Origin of the sequence: Candidatus Sulfotelmatobacter sp. (assembly GCA_036500765.1) — a bacterium.
GTDB lineage: Bacteria > Acidobacteriota > Terriglobia > Terriglobales > Acidobacteriaceae > Sulfotelmatobacter.
In genome coordinates this window covers 429,715-448,207 of sequence record DASYBM010000004.1, presented here as the reverse complement: position 1 = coordinate 448,207, position 18,493 = coordinate 429,715, and the positions used below count along the sequence as shown (strand labels likewise).

Annotated in this window: 17 protein-coding genes; 14 read left to right on the top strand and 3 right to left on the bottom strand. The window is 58.6% G+C overall.

What is annotated here, in order from left to right; translation table 11 throughout:
- The first annotated feature begins 56 nt into the window (after window positions 1-56).
- From VGM18_04665 to VGM18_04610, 12 genes are all read left to right on the top strand, one after another.
- Window positions 57-380, top strand: a complete 324-nt coding sequence (locus tag VGM18_04665; protein ID HEY3972273.1) for a cytochrome C oxidase subunit IV family protein — start codon at window positions 57-59, stop codon at window positions 378-380.
- 24 nt (window positions 381-404) lie between these two features.
- A complete protein-coding gene (locus VGM18_04660) occupies window positions 405-662 on the top strand; it encodes a hypothetical protein (GenBank protein HEY3972272.1) in 258 nt (85 codons plus the stop codon).
- A gap of 332 nt (window positions 663-994) precedes the next feature.
- The gene (uvrA, locus tag VGM18_04655; protein ID HEY3972271.1) at window positions 995-4,096 is read left to right on the top strand and encodes an excinuclease ABC subunit UvrA; all 3,102 of its coding nucleotides are present in this window, start codon (window positions 995-997) and stop codon (window positions 4,094-4,096) included.
- Window positions 4,083-5,480, top strand: a complete 1,398-nt coding sequence (locus tag VGM18_04650) for a tetratricopeptide repeat protein (protein ID HEY3972270.1) — start codon at window positions 4,083-4,085, stop codon at window positions 5,478-5,480. Before uvrA ends, VGM18_04650 begins: the two co-directional genes overlap by 14 nt.
- Before the next feature lie 53 nt (window positions 5,481-5,533).
- Window positions 5,534-6,010: a hypothetical protein gene (locus VGM18_04645; GenBank protein HEY3972269.1), complete on the top strand. Its 477-nt coding sequence runs from the start codon at window positions 5,534-5,536 to the stop codon at window positions 6,008-6,010.
- Complete coding sequence (locus tag VGM18_04640) at window positions 6,007-6,588, top strand: hypothetical protein (GenBank protein HEY3972268.1); 582 nt, start codon at window positions 6,007-6,009, stop codon at window positions 6,586-6,588. Before VGM18_04645 ends, VGM18_04640 begins: the two co-directional genes overlap by 4 nt.
- A gap of 213 nt (window positions 6,589-6,801) precedes the next feature.
- Complete coding sequence (locus VGM18_04635) at window positions 6,802-7,488, top strand: M48 family peptidase (protein HEY3972267.1); 687 nt, start codon at window positions 6,802-6,804, stop codon at window positions 7,486-7,488.
- A 139-nt stretch (window positions 7,489-7,627) separates the two neighbouring features.
- Window positions 7,628-9,730, top strand: a complete 2,103-nt coding sequence (locus tag VGM18_04630; protein ID HEY3972266.1) for a M13 family metallopeptidase — start codon at window positions 7,628-7,630, stop codon at window positions 9,728-9,730.
- Between the two features lie 344 nt (window positions 9,731-10,074).
- On the top strand, window positions 10,075-11,325 hold the full coding sequence (locus tag VGM18_04625; protein ID HEY3972265.1) for a Fe-S-containing protein: 1,251 nt from the start codon (window positions 10,075-10,077) through the stop codon (window positions 11,323-11,325).
- A gap of 3 nt (window positions 11,326-11,328) precedes the next feature.
- The gene (locus VGM18_04620; protein HEY3972264.1) at window positions 11,329-12,606 is read left to right on the top strand and encodes an FtsX-like permease family protein; all 1,278 of its coding nucleotides are present in this window, start codon (window positions 11,329-11,331) and stop codon (window positions 12,604-12,606) included.
- Window positions 12,603-13,796, top strand: a complete 1,194-nt coding sequence (locus VGM18_04615; protein ID HEY3972263.1) for an ABC transporter permease — start codon at window positions 12,603-12,605, stop codon at window positions 13,794-13,796. Before VGM18_04620 ends, VGM18_04615 begins: the two co-directional genes overlap by 4 nt.
- Before the next feature lies 1 nt (window position 13,797).
- Window positions 13,798-15,051 (top strand): ATP-binding cassette domain-containing protein, encoded by a 1,254-nt coding sequence (locus VGM18_04610; GenBank protein ID HEY3972262.1) that lies wholly within the window; start codon window positions 13,798-13,800, stop codon window positions 15,049-15,051.
- A 9-nt stretch (window positions 15,052-15,060) separates the two neighbouring features.
- Here VGM18_04610 and VGM18_04605 read toward each other — a convergent pair whose 3' ends face one another.
- Window positions 15,061-15,483 (bottom strand): PIN domain-containing protein, encoded by a 423-nt coding sequence (locus tag VGM18_04605; protein HEY3972261.1) that lies wholly within the window; start codon window positions 15,481-15,483, stop codon window positions 15,061-15,063.
- 4 nt (window positions 15,484-15,487) lie between these two features.
- Window positions 15,488-15,706 (bottom strand): hypothetical protein, encoded by a 219-nt coding sequence (locus VGM18_04600; GenBank protein HEY3972260.1) that lies wholly within the window; start codon window positions 15,704-15,706, stop codon window positions 15,488-15,490.
- Between the two features lie 77 nt (window positions 15,707-15,783).
- On the opposite strand from VGM18_04600, the gene murI reads away from it, so the two are divergent.
- Together murI and VGM18_04590 are read left to right on the top strand one after the other, a co-directional pair.
- Window positions 15,784-16,602, top strand: coding sequence for a glutamate racemase (murI, locus tag VGM18_04595; protein ID HEY3972259.1), 819 nt, complete (start codon window positions 15,784-15,786; stop codon window positions 16,600-16,602).
- Window positions 16,603-16,668: 66 nt separating this feature from the next.
- On the top strand, window positions 16,669-17,355 hold the full coding sequence (locus VGM18_04590; protein HEY3972258.1) for a GNAT family N-acetyltransferase: 687 nt from the start codon (window positions 16,669-16,671) through the stop codon (window positions 17,353-17,355).
- Between the two features lie 29 nt (window positions 17,356-17,384).
- On the opposite strand, the gene VGM18_04585 is transcribed toward VGM18_04590, so the two are convergent.
- Complete coding sequence (locus VGM18_04585) at window positions 17,385-18,365, bottom strand: energy transducer TonB (protein HEY3972257.1); 981 nt, start codon at window positions 18,363-18,365, stop codon at window positions 17,385-17,387.
- Window positions 18,366-18,493 lie beyond the last annotated feature (128 nt).

The window sequence follows — 18,493 nt, the reverse complement described above, 5'->3', positions numbered from 1 at the left end:
CGGCGGACAAAGAGCGTCCACCTCGGGATGACAAATTGTAAGAGAGGACTCACAGAATGAACGACGCCGCGACGCATGAGTATTCCCACGACGACAGCAAAGCACAGTATTTCTGGGTGTGGGGCGCGTTGCTGGTCCTAACCGCAATCGAAGTGGTGCTGGGATATAAGCAGATCTTCGAGCCGGTGCGCATGCTCGAGGTGCTGCTAATTTTGTCGATCATTAAGTCGGCGCTGATCATCGGTTACTTCATGCACTTGAAGTTTGAGAAGTCCATCATGCGTTGGATGCTGGTGATTTCGGTTACAGCGTGCTTCATCATTATGTATTTCTTTTTCTTTCCCGACGCGGGACGCGTATTGAGACTGGGAGTTCACTAAGAGAGGCTGGGAGCTCATCAAGAGATGAGACGTGGCAGTAAATTTCGTCTGGCTTTTCTGGTGTTGCTGGCCGCACTCTGGACTGCCCCGGCATTTGCCCAGGGATGCGCGATGTGTAACGCCAATGCCAAGGCGACACCCAAAGACGCTCAACGCGCGATCAATCGGGCGATTTTCGTGATGCTGGCGCCGCCGGTGGCCATCATGGTTTTTGGCTTCGGATTTGCCGTCCGGTATGGAAAACGGCGCGACCGGGAAAACGGGTCGGATGTCGATCAGTAGAATCTCGATCGTTTGAAGCAGCCTTCTCTTCGGCTATCTTTCGAATCTTTGCGTTCTTTGCGGCAGTTCTTTGCGTCCTTTGCGGTTGAGATGTCGATCCTGGCCGGGTCGGTAGAATCCTGGACCGCAAAGCGCGCTAAGAAATACCGCAAAGAACGCAAAGGCTTAGACTCCGCGCTGCCTTTTTGCAGCCAAACCGCCTCCCCTTCGCTGCTTTATAATAAAAAGATTCGGTAGGCCTCGCGGAGAGCTCTGTGCGCTGGTGCTCGGAGCGTCGTCTGGCCGCCGCGGTCCTTATTTCGATGTCTTCTGAATCAATGTCCTCTGAGCTGATGTCTTCTGCATCGCGCACATCTATTTCGACCCAGTCTGTTTCGAGTCCCACGGAGAGCATCGTCGTACGCGGGGCGCGCGTGCATAACCTCAAAAATATTGACTTTGAGGTGCCACACAATTCGCTGACGGTGGTAACCGGGGTTTCAGGTTCGGGCAAGTCGTCGCTGGCCTTTGACACGATTTATGCCGAGGGACAGCGGCGCTACGTGGAATCGTTGTCGGCGTATGCCCGGCAATTTCTGGAGCGCATCGAAAAACCGGACGTGGACGAGATCGATGGGATCGCGCCGGCAGTGGCGATCAAACAGAAAAATACGACACGGAATCCGCGCTCGACCGTAGCGACAGCGACCGAGATTTACGACTATCTACGGCTACTGTTTGCGCGGGTAGGGCGAACTTATTGCGCGAAGTGCGGGCGCGAAGTGAAGAAGGATACGGTCGATGAGGTCGCGGAGGCGATTCTGGCTCTGGAGCCGGAGACGCGGTTGCAGGTGCTGTTTCCGCTTCAGCAGCCGGGGACGGTCGACGGCACGGCGGTCAAAGGCGATCGAACTTCGAAACCGAGGAAGGCTTCGGCAAAATCCCCACCCTTCGACAAGCTCAGGGCAGGCTTTGAAGCGAAAGAAGCGAAAAGTGGGTCACGCAGAGCCGAGTTGAGCGAGGTGTTGAAGACGCGGTTGTTCGATTTGCGTCGGGCGGGATTTAATCGGCTATATCAGGGCGGGGAGGTTTACGAATTCTCCACCCCAGAGTCGTTGCTGGACGTCAACTTCGCGGAGCCAGTCTTTGTGCTCGTGGATCGGCTGGTGGTTTCGGCGGAGGCGCGAGCTCGGATTGTCGATGCGATTGAGACGGCTTATCGGGAGGCAGGGGAAGTTATTTTTGAGGTTGCGGGAGAAAATGTAACGCCGACATCAGCTGCAAGTGCAACTGCGTCGGGCAGGAGTGTCCGACCTGCACGGCTGCGCTTCGCAGAGCGGTTTGAGTGTAAAGAATGCAACTTGCGCTATGAGGAGCCGGAGCCGCGGCTTTTCTCCTTTAACAATCCTTATGGGGCCTGTCCGCGGTGCCAGGGTTTTGGCAACACGATTGACTTCGATCTCGATCTGGTCATCCCCGACAAATTGAAAACGCTGGCCGAGTGTCCGATTGAGCCGTGGACCAAGCCGAAGTATCGTCCGCTGTTTACGGATTTGAAGCGGTTCGCGAAGCAGGCGGGCATTCCGCTCGACGTGCCGTGGGCCGATCTTGAGGAGGAGCACCGAAATCTGATACTGCGCGGCGAAGGTAAATTCCCGGGGGTACGCGGATTTTTCGATCACCTGGAGCGCAAGAAATATAAGTTGCACGTGCGGGTATTTCTCAGCCGCTATCGCGGATATTCGCTGTGTCCGGAGTGCAACGGCTCGCGGCTACGCATGGAAGCGCGGCAGGTCAAGATCAACGGGAAAAACATCTGCGAGATATGCGGGCTCACGGTCGAAGGCGCGCTGAAATTCTTTGAGCAGGTTGAGCTGAGTCTCGAGCAGGCTGAGATCGCCGACAAGTTGCTGCACGAGATTCGCGAGCGACTGCGATTTCTGAACAATGTGGGCCTGGAATATCTGACGCTGGATCGGCTGTCGTCCACGCTTTCCGGCGGCGAGGCGCAACGCATTCAGTTGGCGACTTCGCTCGGATCGCGGCTGGTGGGCACGTTGTATGTGCTGGACGAGCCGTCGATCGGGCTGCATCCGCGGGATACGCATCGGTTGATCAAGATTCTGCACGACCTGCGCGATCTGGGAAACACGATACTCGTTGTCGAACACGATCCTGACATCATGCGAGCCGCCGACCGCATCCTCGATCTGGGGCCCGGAGCCGGCGAGAATGGCGGCAAGTTGGTGGCCGAGGGGACGTATGACGAGATTCTGCGCAATCCAGTTTCGCTGACTGGGCGCTATCTATCGGGGGATTTGCGCATTCAGCCTCCACTCGTGAGGCGTAAGCCGGGGGCGCAGCAGATCGGGATTCGCGGCGTGCGCGCCAATAATCTCAGGGGGGTCGATATCAATATTCCGCTGGGCATGCTGGTCGCGATCACCGGCGTCTCCGGGTCGGGCAAGTCGACGCTGCTGCATCAGGTACTCTACCGGGCGCTGGCCCAAGCCAAGCAGCAGGCGGGGAATGGCGCGACCGGTCCGGTTGCGAGTTGGGAGAGCCTGGAGGGCGATCAGTTCATCGAGGAAGTGGTTCTGGTCGATCAGTCGCCGATCGGGCGCACGCCGCGGTCGAATCCGGTGACCTATATTAAGGCGTTCGACGCCATCCGGGATCTGTTCGCTTCCCTGCCCGAGGCGAAGAAGCGCGGCTTCGGCGCGGGGCATTTTTCGTTCAACATTCCCGGCGGGCGCTGCGAGACTTGCCAGGGCGATGGCACGGTCACTGTCGAGATGCAGTTTCTTGCGGACGTGGAATTGATTTGCGAAGAGTGCAAGGGCACGCGCTATAAGCCAACGGTGCTGGAGGTGCGCTATCGGGGCAAGAATATTCACGAAGTGCTGAATCTGACGGTGAAGGAAGCATTGAAGTTCTTTGCCGAAGCGCCCAAGATCACCGACAAGCTGCGGTCGCTCGAGGAAGTTGGGCTGGGATACTTGCGGCTGGGGCAATCGGCGACAACTCTTTCTGGAGGCGAGGCGCAACGCATGAAGCTGGCTGCGCACTTGCAGCCGGCGTCGCGGGAGATCGGCAGGGGCGCGTCGGGCAGCGATGCCAGGCTCAAACGGCGCTTACTCTATATTTTCGACGAGCCCACGACCGGGCTGCATTTTGACGACGTCAGCAAACTCCTCGCCGCCTTTCGCCGTCTTATAGAAGCGGGAGGATCAATCGTCGTCATCGAGCATAATCTGGAGGTCATCAAGACGGCGGACTGGGTGATTGATCTGGGCCCGGAGGGTGGCAGCCGTGGCGGCAAAATCGTCGGAGCCGGACCTCCGGAGGCGATCGCCAAGCTTCCCGATTCTTACACAGGACAATACCTGGGGCATATTCTGGACGGCAATGATCTGCACGGGAATGGTGCATCGCGTTCCAATGGCCGCTCGTAGACTCAGTATCGCGATGCTCCTCGCGGGCATAGCCGCGCTGGCCGTTGCTCAGGCTGATCAATCTCAAGCCCCGCAGGATGGCTCCTCTTCGAACGGTTCATCTTCCAGCGTTCATCACAAATCAGGGCAAGCCACGCACCACACCACGGTTGCGGAAGAAGTCCCGCCTTCCCCGGAGCTTACCAAGGCCGAAGCGTTCATCCAGAAGCAAAATTACGTCGCGGCTGAACCGCTGTTGCGCAATTTTCTGGCCGGGGCCGCGGGCGATGACCCGCAAAATTACGTGGCGTGGTTTGAATTAGGATTTGTCGAGAATGCCCTCGGCAAGACCAACGATTCGATCGCGGCGTATCGGAAGTCTGTGGCGGCAAAGCCGGATGTTTTTGAGTCGAACCTGAATCTCGGGTTGCAACTGGCCAAGACGGATGCGCCCGACGCAGAACCATTTCTACGCGCTGCTACGCGGATGAAGCCGACCAGCCATGTGGCCCAGGGCCAGGAGCGAGCGTGGCTTTCGCTGGCGCATGTGCTGGAGAAAACGAAACCCGACGAAGCGATCGCGGCTTACCGGCAAGCGGCGGCATTGCAGCCGAAGGATCCGGAGCCGCACTTAGCCGCGGGACAGCTCTTGGAAAAGAAAGAAAAGATTTCGGACGCGGAGCACGAGTACAAGCAGGCGCTCGCGCTCGATCCGATGTCGGACGCAGTGACCGCCCTGGCAAATATTTACATGCGCGCCCATCGCTTGTCTGAAGCCGAGGTGGAGTTGCGGAAACTCGCGGCGGTGCACCCCGACCGCGCGGACGTACGCATTCAGCTGGGCCGCGTATTGGCGGCTGACGGCAAGTACGACGAGGCGATCGCCGAACTTCAGGAGGGAGCGAAACTGCAAAGCGCAAAACCGACACCTCCGGATCCGACGCTGCAGCGCGACCTCGCGGACTTATACGTCGAGGCTAAGAAATACGATCAGGCGGAAGCGGCTTATCGCGCGCTGCTGACAGCAAATCCCAACGACGCCGCGCTGCATCAGAGCCTGGGCAAATCGCTGATCGAAGAAAAGAAATTCGCCGACGCACAGAAGGAACTGCTGGAGGCGTTGAAGATCAATCCCACACTCGCGCCGGCGTATGGCGACCTGGCCTTCGCTGCGAGCGAGAATAAGGATTATTCGCTGGTCGTGAAGGCGTTGGACGCGCGAGTGAAATATCAAGCTGAGGAGCCTATCACATATTTTCTGCGAGCTTCCGCCTATGACCATCTGCGGGATGTCAAGCGGGCTGCGCTGAATTATCATCTCTTTCTCAAAGCGGCCAGCGGGAAGTATCCTGAACAGGAATGGCAGGCGAAACATCGGCTGATCGCGATTGAACCGAAAAGGTAACCGAAAGGTAGCCGAACAAACGGTCGAACAAATAATCGCGGCGGGACTGGATCATGCTTGGGGCGCGCTACTCATTTCGGGGCTCAGTCGGGACGTGGTGTACAGTCGCGCTGTGCGCGCTTACGGTCGTGTTCGCCTACGCTCGGCCGGCGAATGAACCCACGATTGCGGAGTTGAAGGCGCGGCTGGCGTCGACACGCGTCGGCGAGCGGCCCCACCTTTGCGTACAGATCGCCCAGAAGCGGCTTGAGGAGGTCGACAAACTCTATGCCGCGGCCGAGATCGAGAAGGGCCAGGCGGCGCTGGGCGATGTGGTGACCTATTCGGAGTTGGCGCGCGACTATGCAATCCAATCGCATAAATATCAAAAGCAAAGTGAAATAGCGGTGCGCGCTATGACTCGCCGGCTGGTCGAACTGATGCACACCCTCGGCCACGATGACCAGGCTCCGGTCGCAGATGCCGTGAATCGCCTGGAGCGGGTGCGCGACGATCTGTTGAGGGCGATGTTTCCGAAAGGAGCGAAATGACGGCTTCGAGTTTTCAGCCTGGCTGTCTGCGGATTGCCATGGCCATTGTTGTCTTACTTGCTGCGGCCCTTTCGTCGCCGGCGCAGCGTCATCGCGAGCCCCTGACGCAACCCGAGATCGACCAGATTCGCGATGCCAGTTGGGAGCCGAAGCAGCGGCTTACGCTCTATGTGCAGTTCACTCGAGCGCGCTTTGTGAAGCTGGAGCAGATGCGCAGCGATCCGAAGGTGAAAGATCGAGCCAGGCAGACCCATGACATGCTCGACGATCTGCTGCTCCTCTATGACGAACTCAACGACAACATCGATACTTACGTCGATCGCAAGGACGATATTCGCAAGCCCCTAAAGACGATCGTCGAGGCCGATACGGAATTTCAGGCGAAACTGCGGGCCCTCAAAAGTGCCGCGGATGTCCCGGCGGAGGAAGCACAGCAGTACGAGTTCGTGCTGAATAACATTCTCGATACGGTGGACAGTTCGGCCGAGGACCATCGCAAGCTGCTGGCGGACCAGGAAGACGCGGCCAAGCATAAGAAGCTAAATTCGAACGCGAAGAACGCAGCCAAGCCGGAGTAAAGCGGACTTGAGGCCTCGGTCAGGCGTCGGGACTCGCTACCTTCTCAGTTTGCGGAACGAGTTCGTTTTTTTGGGCAATGTGCTTTCATCGCTGCGATCGCCTCAGTGCCAGGGCATCAGCGGTTGAGGATCACGCCTGCTCCCTAAGGTCTGACGGCCGACGCCTAACGCCTAAGGCCCGACGACCGCTCTTCATGCTAACCTAACCTCACTGTGCGAGAAGGACTGCTCGAAATTTTCCAGGAAACTTATCGGGAGCTGCGTCCCGTATCTTCAATTCCCGAGTTAAAGATTGAGTTCTTCGCCTTTGCCAATGTGAACAATACGATTCGGCTGCGCAATGGACGGCTGCTGGTGAGGCTTTCCGATCTGTTGGAAGGCGCGCCGGAGATGGTTTTGCGGGCCATCGCCCACATTCTGTTGGCCAAAATGTATCGCCAGCCGATCGACCGTGGGCGGGCGGCGCGCTATCGGAAATACGTAGCCAGCCGCGACATTGTGCGTCAGACGCATCTGGTCCGGCAGATGCGGGGGCGCAAGCGGCTCCGCCCGGCGCGCGGGCACTTCTATGATCTTGATTCCATCTTTGAGCGACTGAACACGCGCTTTTTTTACGGGCTGATGGCGCGGCCGCGCATGAGCTGGAGCCAGACTAAAACCCGCCGCATTCTCGGACATTACGATCCGGCGCACAATGCCATCGTGATCAGCCGCGTCTTCGATCATCCCGCCATGCCCCCATATGTGCTGGAATATATTGTCTACCACGAGATGTTGCATCTGAAGCATCCCGTGAAACTGCGCGGCAGCCGGCGCTGCGTGCATTCCGCGGAGTTCCAGGCGGAAGAAAAGCTATTTCCCCACATGACGGAAGCGAACGCGTTTCTGAAGCGTCTATAGGTCTCGGCGTCGCCGGTAAACAATAACGGGGAAACGATATTTCTGTTCGGCGTAGGCCCGGAACATCGCGCGAAACTCGGGATACACTCATGACTGATACGAAATCTCGATCTAAGAGTCTTTATCAATATCAATACCAATGAAGACAATATCAATGAATACACCGGAGCCCGGAATGAAGCGAAGTCTTTATTTTCTGCAATTCGTTGTGGTGTGCCTCGCAGTTTGTGCGATTTCCACTAGCGCGCAGGATGCCTCGTCGCCCGATACGCACGGCATTTCCGTCGCCAACATGGATCCCTCGGTGAAGCCGGGTGACGATTTTTATCGCTATGCGAACGGCAACTGGATCAAACGGACCGAAATTCCGGCGGATCGCGCAGAGGTCGATGTTTTTTCAAGGCTCGCCGATCTAAGCAATAAGCGGACCTCCGACTTGATCGAGGAGATTGCGAAATCGAATTCGCCGGCCGGCTCCGGCGCGCGCAAAGTCGCCGACCTTTACAACTCGTATATGGACGAGGCGACGATCGAGGCGAAAGGACTCGCGCCGCTCCGTCCGCACCTGGACGCAATCGCCGCCATTCACGATAAGCGCGAACTGGCGCACGCCCTGGGCGAAACCTTGCGAGCCGACGTGGACGCGCTCAATAACACCAACTTTTATACGCCCAATCTTTTCGGCCTGTGGGTGGCTCCGGGCTTCAACGATTCGGAGCACTACGTAGGCTATCTGATGCAGGGCGGACTCCAACTTCCGGATCGCGAATATTATCTTTCCGACAGCGAAGGCATGAAGAAGATTCGCGAGCAGTATCAGGCTCACGTTTCGGCCGTGCTCAAGCTGACGGGATTCTCGGATGCCGATGCGCGCGCGGCCCGCATCGTTGAACTCGAGCACGCGATCGCCGAGACTCATCGCAGCCTGGCCGACAACGAAGACATCCACAAGGCGAACAATACCTGGATGCAAGCGGACTTTGCGGCCAAAGCTCCCGGGCTTGACTGGGCGGAATATTTTCGTGCCGCGGGCCTCATGCAGCAAGCGAGTTTTACGGTCTGGCAACCGGAGGCGTTCACGGGCGAGTCGGCTTTGGTGGCCTCAACGTCCCTCGATACCTGGAAAGACTGGATGGCCTATCACGTGAGCGAGGCCTACGGCCGAGTCCTGCCCAAAGCGATCGCGGAGGAGCATTTCGCGTTTTTCGGCAAGGCGCTTTCAGGCACACCGCAACAACGTCCGCGCTGGCAGCGCGGCGTATTCGTGGTCGACGGAATGTTGGGCGACGTGGTCGGGCAAGTCTATGCGCAACGCTATTTTTCGCCCGAAGCCAAGGCCCAGGCCAATGCCATGGTGAACAATCTGATCGCCGCCTATCGCAAGCGGATTGAAGCATTAACCTGGATGAATCCGTCGACCAAGGCGGAAGCCGAGGCCAAGCTCTCGGCGTTGTATGTGGGAATCGGTTATCCGGAAAATTGGCACGACTACTCCAACTACGAAGTCAAACCGGACGACATTTTCGGCAACTTGTGGCGGGGCGAGGTGGCGGAGTATCAGCGCCAACGAGCGCGCCTGGGTAAGCCGATCGACCGGAAAGAGTGGTCGATGACGCCGCAGACGGTGAATGCGGTGAATCTGCCGCTACAGATTGCCCTCAATTTTCCCGCCGCAATTCTGCAGCCGCCCTTCTTCGATCCCAAGGCTCCAGCAGCCGCAAATTATGGCGCTATCGGCACCATCATTGGCCACGAAATCAGCCATACCTTCGACACCGAGGGCAGCACATTCGATTCGAAGGGGCATTTGCGAAACTGGTGGACGCCCGAAGACCTGAAGCATTTCGAGGCCGCGACGGCGCAACTCGCCGCGCAGTACGACACCTATAAACCGTTTCCGGATCTAGCGGTGAACGGAAAACAAACGTTAGCCGAGAATATCGCCGATGTAGCAGGAATTTCCGCCGCCTACGACGCATATCGGGCGTCACTCGCGGGCAAGACGGCGCCGGAGCAAAACGGATTCTCCGGCGAGCAGCAGTTCTTTATCGCCTTCGGCCAGAATTGGGGATCGGTCACGCGCGAGGCTGAGCTGCGCCAGGAGGTAATGACCGATCCGCATTCTCCCGACGAGTACCGGGCTGACACGGTGCGGAACATCGACGCCTGGTATGCGGCGTTCCACGTGCAACCGGGAGACAAGCTCTACCTGGCGCCAGCGGATCGCGTGCGCATCTGGTAGGTGTGTAGGACGGACACTTTTGTCCCTCGCAGTTGCTCTTGCTCTTGGTTTCTACGTCGCCCGAGGGCGACAGCTGCGGCAAAGTGAAGATCAACATCAACCCCAGGAGCGACGGACAAGAGTGTCCGTCCTGCATAACCTTCGCTGCGTCCTGCGGCCATTCAACGGCGGATTTACACCATGTGATCCTGATCGTATGCAGTTGTGATACGTCCGATTGACGGCCCCGGTACAAGGGGAATATCCTTGATATTGAAATTGAAATTCATTTTCAAGATCATCGTTCTTCAAGATCGTTCATTCGCAAGATCATTCATTCTTGAAGACCAAGGATAGTTCATACGATGCTTCAGGCGTTCATTATTACGTTGCGGGAAGGGGTTGAGGCCGCCCTCATTGTGGGTATCACGCTGGCCTACCTGACCAAGATCGGGCGCCAGGAGCTGCGCAAGACGGTGTATGCGGCACTGGCCGCGGCCTTCCTGGGCAGCATCGGCGTCGCCGTGGCGATCTCCCGCCTGAGTCTCAACGAAGATGCCTTTGAGGGCTGGATCATGCTGGTCGCCGCTTTCTTCGTCGTAAGCATGGTTGTTTTCATGATGAAGACCGGCCGCAAGCTCAAAGGCGAAGTCGAGGGAAAAGTCGGGCTGCTGGCTGGCAACGACGCCCGGTTCGGACTGTTCGTATTCATTTTCCTGATGGTGCTGCGCGAAGGCGCCGAGACCGTGCTGATCCTCTCCGCCGTGTCGCTGAATTCCACCGAGCTCATGAGTTTTCTGGGCACGCTGCTGGGTCTGCTGGCCGCAATTGCCTTCGGCGTGATGTTCGTGAAGGGCAGCGTCCGCATCAATCTGCAAAAGTTTTTTCGCATTACCACCGCGATTATGTTTCTGGTGGCGGCGCAACTCGTGATCTCCGGCCTGCATGAACTCTCAGAAAGCGGCGTGATTGCGTCCTCGAAGCGCGAGATGGCGATCATCGGGCCCATCGTGAGCAACGATTGGTTTTTCTTCGTCACGATTTTTGCGCTGGCGGCATTGATGATCCTTTTCGAAGCCAAGCGCCGCGAACCCGTGCTCACCCTCGCGTCGCCCGCCGCCCGCCGCAAGGCGGCTTGGAGCGCCCGCCGCGAGCGCTTGTGGATGATCGCCGTGATGACGTTCTCGTTCGTCTTTATCGCGCTGATCACGGCGGAGTTTGTGTACGCCAAGAGTGTCACTAACCTTTCGCCGGCGACCGAGCTGACGTTTACCAATGGAAAAGTCAGCATCCCCTTGGCTCAGATCTCGGACGGCGATCTTCATCGCTTTCAGGCGCTGGAGAATGGCACTCAGATTCGCTTCTGGCTGTACCAGAAGCCGGATGGAAAAATCGCCACGGTGTTTGACGCATGCCAGATCTGCGGAGCCGTCGGATTCTACAAGAAAGGAAATCAAGTCGTCTGCAAGAACTGCGGGGCGCCCATCAACCCGCAATCGGTTGGAGCCAAGGGGGGATGCAATCCGATACCGCTCAAGGCCACGCAGACGGCCGATGCAGTTATCATCGAGGAGGCGGATGTGGCGGCGGGCAGCCGCATATTCGCGCAACCGTAACCGATGTTCGCGCGGCTCGTCTACGAATCGTTCCGGCGCCAGAAGCGGCGCAAGTTGCTGGCGGGAGCGGCCATCACGCTGGGCGTGACCGTGGCGACAGCGATGATCGGCGTGGCCACCGACATCGGCGACAAGATCAATCGCGAACTTCGCACCATCGGCGCCAACCTCGTCGTAACTCCTCAAGAAGATTCTCTCGACCTCGAAATTGGCGGAGTGAATCTCAAGCCGCCTACCGACGGCGCTTTTCTCGACGAAGCCGACTTGCCGAAGATTAAAGGAATTTTCTGGCACAACAACATCACGGGCTTCGCGCCCATGCTCCCGGTGAACGTGTGGCTCGACTCGATTGAACCGCAGAACGGTGCGGCACCGAACGTGACGCTGCTGGGAACGTATTTCGCTAAGCCCGTGGCATACGGAAAAGAGCAGTTTACCACCGGCGTGCGTTCGACCCATCCCTGGTGGAGAGTTTCCGGCGCATGGCCCAGTGATTCATCGCGGGACGTCTTGTTGGGGGAAAGACTGGCCTCCCGCCTGGGGGACAAATCGGGAAACGAGGTCACGATCGCCAATCGAAAATTGCATATAAGCGGAATCCTCTCGACCGGCGGCGCGGAGGACGATGAAATCGTGGCGCCGCTTTCGCTGGCACAGGAAATTCTGGGAAAGCCCGGCGCGGTCCGACGTGTTTACGTCAGTGCACTGACTAAGCCGGAAGATGCCTTCGCCCGCCGCGATCCCAAGAGCATGTCTGGCCCCGTCTACGATCGCTGGTATTGTTCGCCCTACCCGCAGTCGATCGCGTTTCAGTTGGCCGAGGCGATTCCGCACTCGCAGGCCCAGCAGATTCGGCAAGTTTCGCAAAATGAAGGAGCGGTGCTGACGCGCATCGAAGGCCTGATTTTTCTGATCACCGTGGCGGCGCTCGTGGCTTCGGCGTTGGCGGTCTCGGCTTCGATGGCCACGGCTATGTTTGAGCGGCGCGCGGAAGTGGGGCTCATGAAAGCGTTGGGCGCCGGAAAGCTCGCCGTCGCGTCGATCTTTTTTGCGGAAGCTACGTTGCTCGCTTTCCTGGGAGGCTTGGCCGGTTTTGTCGTGGGAGGCCTACTCGCGCACCAGATCGGGCGCGCCATCTTCAATTCTGAGATTTCGATTCCGCCTGTGTTGCTGCCGGTGATCCTAGCTATGGCCGTGGCCGTAACGTTCGCGGGAAGCGCAGCGGCAATTCGACGAGCGGTGGGCCTCGATCCAGTATTCGCTTTGCGAGGGGAATTATGAACGCGCCGATTTCCCATTCCGCGCGCGACTTGGCTTCCAGTCGGGCACAGGCTCGGCATACTTCCATGTTTGTGCGCATGCTGGTGCGGGCGGCGGTGCTCCGGCGCGATCGCGCCCTCTCGGCGCTATTCGCCATGGTTGTCGCAGCGGCCGCGGCTACGGCCATGCTGAATCTGTACATCGATGTGCAGGCGAAATTGCGGCGCGAGTTTCGCAACTACGGCGCGAATCTCATTCTCGTCGGAAAAGATGGCGCTTCCCTGCCTTCGGATGCGCTGGCGCAGGTCGACTCGGTTCTTGCCGGACGCGGCATCGCGTCGCCGTTTGGGATGGTCGTGGCCCGCACCAGTAGTGGTCAACCGATCGTCGTGGCGGGCACGGATTTCGATCGCGTTCGGCAGTTGAATAAGTGGTGGTCGGTGAGCAACTGGCCGTCTGAGATGCCCACTTCTCGCGCAGGAGGCGCGCAAGAAACGGGACATCCGGCGCTGATTGGTGTGCGCGCGTCACCAACGGTTTCTCCGAAGAGTCAAGGGTTCGATCTCAGTTTTCACGCAAAGATTTTGCATCTTACCCCGGTGGGAACGGTACAGACCGGTGCGGCGGAAGACAGCCGTATTTATGTTTCTTTGTCCGATTTTGTGGCCTGGACCGGCGTTCAGCCGTCGACGATAGAAGTGGCTGCGTCCGGCTCCCCCGAAGAAGTCGCGAGCATCATGAATCGACTGGCGCAGGCAATTCCCGCCAGTGATGTTCGACCCGTGAGGCAAATCATGGAAGGCGAAGCGCGTGTGCTGGGCAAGACGCGCTCGACAATGTTGGCCGCGGCCGCACTGATTATTCTGACGGCGGCATTGTGCGTGCTTTCGACTCTAATGGGATGGGTCTTCGACCGGCGCCGCGACTTCGCCATCATGAAAGCGCTGGGCGCCTCGGGAAGGCTCCTCAATGGGTTCTTTGCCGCCGAAGCTGTCGTGCTGGGCGCAACCGGCGCGCTGATCGGATTCCTTGTGGGCATCGGCATTGCGATCTGGATCGGGCGGGTTAACTTTCACGCTCCCGTAGCGCCCCGCTTGAGTGTGCTGCCGATGGTTCTGGCTGGTAGCATGGCGGTGACTTTGCTGTCGGCGATTCTCCCGATCACCCTACTGCGCCGCGTGCAGCCTGCGGCGATTCTGAGGGGAGAGTGAAATGATCGAGATCAAAGACGTCACCAAACTCTATCCCGCGAAGGAATCGAGCGATGGCTCGGGCAAGGATGCCGTCTCAATTCATGCCCTCGACCATATCTCGCTGCATGTCGCGCCCGGCGAATGGCTTTCGATTATGGGCCCCTCGGGGTCCGGGAAATCCTCGCTGGTGAATCTGATCGGCTGCCTCGACCGGCCTTCCTCGGGCGAGATCTGGCTCGATGGGCAGAACGTGGCCGGGATTTCGTCTGCCGAACTGAATCGCGTGCGGGCAGAAAAGATCGGCTTCATCTTCCAGCAGTTCCACCTGATCCCCTTCCTCACCGCGGTCGAAAACATTATGCTGGCACAGTATTTTCACAGTATGACCGACGAAAAGGAAGCGGTCGAGGCGTTGTCGCGGATTGGCCTGGGCGATCGCGCCCATCACATCCCTTCCCAGCTATCCGGCGGCGAACAGCAACGCGTGTGCATCGCCCGCGCGCTAATTAACGACCCGAAAATCATTCTGGCGGACGAGCCCACAGGGAATCTCGACGCCCAAAACGAAGAAATCGTACTGCGCCTCCTGCGCGAGTTTCATCAGCAAGGGCGCACGATTGTAATGGTCACGCACGATCCCGTAGTCGCACGACTGGCGGACCGACGCATCGAGTTGCATCATGGCAAGATCGCGTCGCAGGAGATTTTTTCCCTGGCCGACGAGGAGCAACTCGACGAGGTTCTCGAAGAACTCTGGGTGCTGGCCGAGCATGGCGAAATCGCCGAAGTCGAGCGCATGGAAGTGCACGGCGCGCTTCCCGTGAGCCTGGCCATTGAAAAGATGATCGAGATGGGCTTGGTCGTGTCGATGCCGCACCCTCCGCAACCGCACGATCACAAGCCATTCGTGAATCCCTGTCACGAGGCGTTGAAGCCCGTGTCCGCATCATCCGGCGACGGCACGCTGATCGTCGAACTCTCAGCACGCGGGCGCGAGCGCGCCGGCAGCATTATCCGGCGGCACCGCCTCGCGGAGCGCCTTTTCACCGACAGCCTGGCCATGGACAGCGAGTCGGAAATCGAGCAGCAGGCCTGCAAATTCGAGCACATCCTCTCGCCCGAAGCTACCGATAAGATCTGCACGTTCCTCGGCCATCCGCGAACCTGCCCGCACGGCGCGCCGATCCCGCCAGGGCCATGCTGCGGCAACGTCTCCATCGGCAATGAAGCGAGAAGCCACTCCGCCGAGCCGGTCTCCAGGAATCGCCGCTAACGAGTCGCACTAACCGAGCGGATTTTCAACTTTCAAACCGTCAATCCGCTGGCCGTGCTGCATATTCTCGCTGTAAAGAATGGAACAGTCGGCTTCCTGCGCGGCAGCTACGATCAATGAGTCATACCAGGAAAAACGGTGTCGGGAATAGACCTGCAGTGCCGAGACGAGCAGCGCGGGAGAGGAGTGAACCGCGAGCATAGGCCGGAACACCGTGTTCAAATACTCTTCCGCGGCGAAGGATGACATCGGCTGAATAAACCGTCGGAAAGCTACATTGAAAAATTCCTGAACAACCTGGTAGCTTACAATGCCCTTTCCGGAGTCCAGACCGTCACGAATGAGTTTTGCCGCCCGCAGAGCTTTGGCTGGCATGGTCGAGTCGAAAGAATAAACGAAGATGTTGGTGTCGATAAAATATCTATCGCTCATCTACTTAGTGCTCGTTCATTTCATCGCGCGTAAAGTGCCGTCCAGGCTGCACATCCCCGAGCCTATGCATGAGAGCGTCATAGGCGGCGCCGCGTCCGGCACGCCCGGCATACTGCTCGAGCCACTCGCGGAATGCGGCGTTCAGCGTTTTGCGCTCAGACTTGGCGACGACCCGAGCCTGCTCAATCAAAGATTCATCCGCACTGAGGGTAACATTTTTCATACGGAAATAGTGTACACTTGTTTCGTGTGGCCTGCAAGCGCATCCCGAGCCGCGCTCAAAGTCGTCGGAGCAAATGGATGAGGCACCCCACCATCGGCGTCTTCGACTCCGGCTTCGGCGGTCTGACCGTCCTTAAAGCTTTACTTGAGCTTATCCCCGCAGCCGATTACGCTTACTTTGGCGATACTGCTCGTCTGCCCTACGGATCGAAGTCGGTTGAAACCGTAGCCCGTTATGCCGTTGAAGCGGCGCACTACCTCGAATCGCAGGGCGCGGAACTTCTCGTCATTGCCTGTAATACGGCGACGGCGCTGGCGCTTGATCGCATCTCGGCCGCGGCGCATGTTCCCGTGGTCGGCGTGATCGAATCCGGCGCGGAAGCCGCAGCTCGCTCGACGAAGAATCGGAAGATTGTCGTGATTGGAACCGAGGCCACCGTCAGCAGCCACGCCTATCGCAAGGCATTAGAGGCGCGGGGCCTGAACGCTCAAGAGAAAGCTTGCCCTCTGCTGGTTCCGCTGGTGGAAGAGGGATGGATCGACCATGCCGTGACCGAGCAGGTCGCGCGCATTTATCTGACAGAAGCATTCACCGATGGATTTCGCGATGCCGACACCCTGGTCCTGGGCTGCACCCACTACCCGCTGCTCAAGCCGCTCCTGCATCGTGTGACGCCGAGCCACGTCAGCATCGTGGATTCGGCTGAGACCACGGCGCGCGCCGTAGCTTCGCGGTTGCAGCATCTGGTGCCGGCAACTTCGGAGGCACAGGAACGACGCACACTCCCGCGCCTCAAATTCTTCGCCACCGACTCTGTCGATAAATTCCGCCGCCTCGGACAGCGATTCCTGAACCGTCCGATAGCAGACGTGCAGCCCATTGATCTTAAAGAATAGTTTGCACGCAAGGATCGGATAGAGAATGGAAACGCGCGGAATTATTCTCAGTATGGGCTGTTGATCATGCATCCACTCGACAACGTGATCTGGCAGGCCCTGACCACGCGGCAGGCGCAATTTGCCGAGAGCTTCGGCGGGGCACGGCGCTTCGTGCGCGAGGTCGGGCCCCTGGGCGCTTTCAGCGAGGCTGACGACGAAGGCTACGCAGCCTTGGCAGGATTGGTTGAAGCCGGCGGAACGGTTGGCTTGTTCCTGGATGCCGCTTACGAAGCGCGCGCCGGATGGGACTTCGTTGCGGGAGCGCCACTCCTTCAGATGATTTGCGAAAACAGCATCGTCCCGCATGCGGTTGGAAAACCGGCGCCTCCGATCCAAGAACTTGGCCCGAATGATTCGGCCGAGATGATCGCCCTTACAGCCCTCACCAAGCCCGGGCCTTTCAGCACCCGCACCCACGAACTGGGCGCCTACGTCGGCATCCGCGACGGTGGAAAGCTGGTTGCCATGGCCGGGGAGCGCCTTAAAGTTCCCGGTCACACCGAAGTGAGCGCGGTGTGCACGCATCCGGATCATACCGGCAACGGCTATGCGGCGATCCTTATGGCCAAAGTGATGCGGCGAATTCGCGAGCGCGGAGAAACCCCTTTTCTGCACTCACGGCAGGACAATGTGCGCGCGATTGAGGTCTATAAAAGATTGGGATTCCGCGAGCGGAAGCTCGGGCACTTTGCGGTACTGCGAATGGAATAGAATCTGGGTAACTCGTCTGCTCGTCAGCCTCAGTACAGGTGGAAGTCGACTTCCACAGCGATCTCGACACGCACAGGGTGTCCATCTTTCATGGCGGGCTCAAACTTCCAGTTCTTTACGGCTTCGATCGCTCTTTCGTCGAGGCCCATGCCCAAACTGCTGAGCACACGAATGTTGCTGGGGCGGCCATCGGTCCCGACGATTAATCCAAGAGTGCAAACACCCTGATACTTGGCTTTTCGAGCTTCCTCGGAAAATTCTGGTTCGGGGTTATAGATGGGCCGCGGCGGGCTGACTCCGCCGCCGACATGGAAGATTCCGCCGCCGGTACCGCCGCCTTCACCAGGCCCGAAGCCAGGTCCTTTGCCGGATCCCACGCCACCGCCACTGCCCGAACCAATGCCGGCGCCCGAACCCGTGCCGTTCGACGGCAACACGGCATGGGCCATGGGATCGCCCAGGTTCGGCATGTTGTTGGAAGCCAATTGCACCTGCGGAGGAACCACAATCGTCGGCTCGACCGCGAGCTTGGGCTGCTCGTTGTGCAACACCACTGCGGGAGGCGTAATCTGGGTCATCGATAGTTTCGGCAGTTTGCCCCGGCTGGCCTGCAACACATCGCGATCGCCGCCGCCACCGCCGCCGCCCACCTGGGTTTTCGATTCCTTCAGCGGGGGCAGATCGCCCGGATCGACCAGGGTTACAGTCGCCTTTGGCGCCGGAGCCGCGTTGACAATCCGGCGGCCGATAAACACTGCAACCACCACAATGACGCCCAATAGAACGTAGTAGCCTGCGGCGCCCAGAGCCCCGACCTTCCAATACGAGTAGAAACCCCAGATATCTTTGACAGGTTCGGGTTTAGATTGGAGTACGAGAGGCGGCAACTTCTTGGGGAAGAAGAAATCGTCCAATCCCCGAATCAGGGACCTGTAAAGGGGCTCTTCAAAACCTTTGTCGGTGATGAGTAGGTGAAGCTCTGGCTCGGTACCGGGGCCGTTCGAATTCATTGGTTCGGATCCCATGTTTCCGGTTTGCACGTCTTGGATATTGGACCGAAGTCCCTAATTCAGTTGCAGATTGAGCCGGCTTTTCTCTCTGTTCGTCTATCCTCTACACAGATGAGCGACAGTGGCGG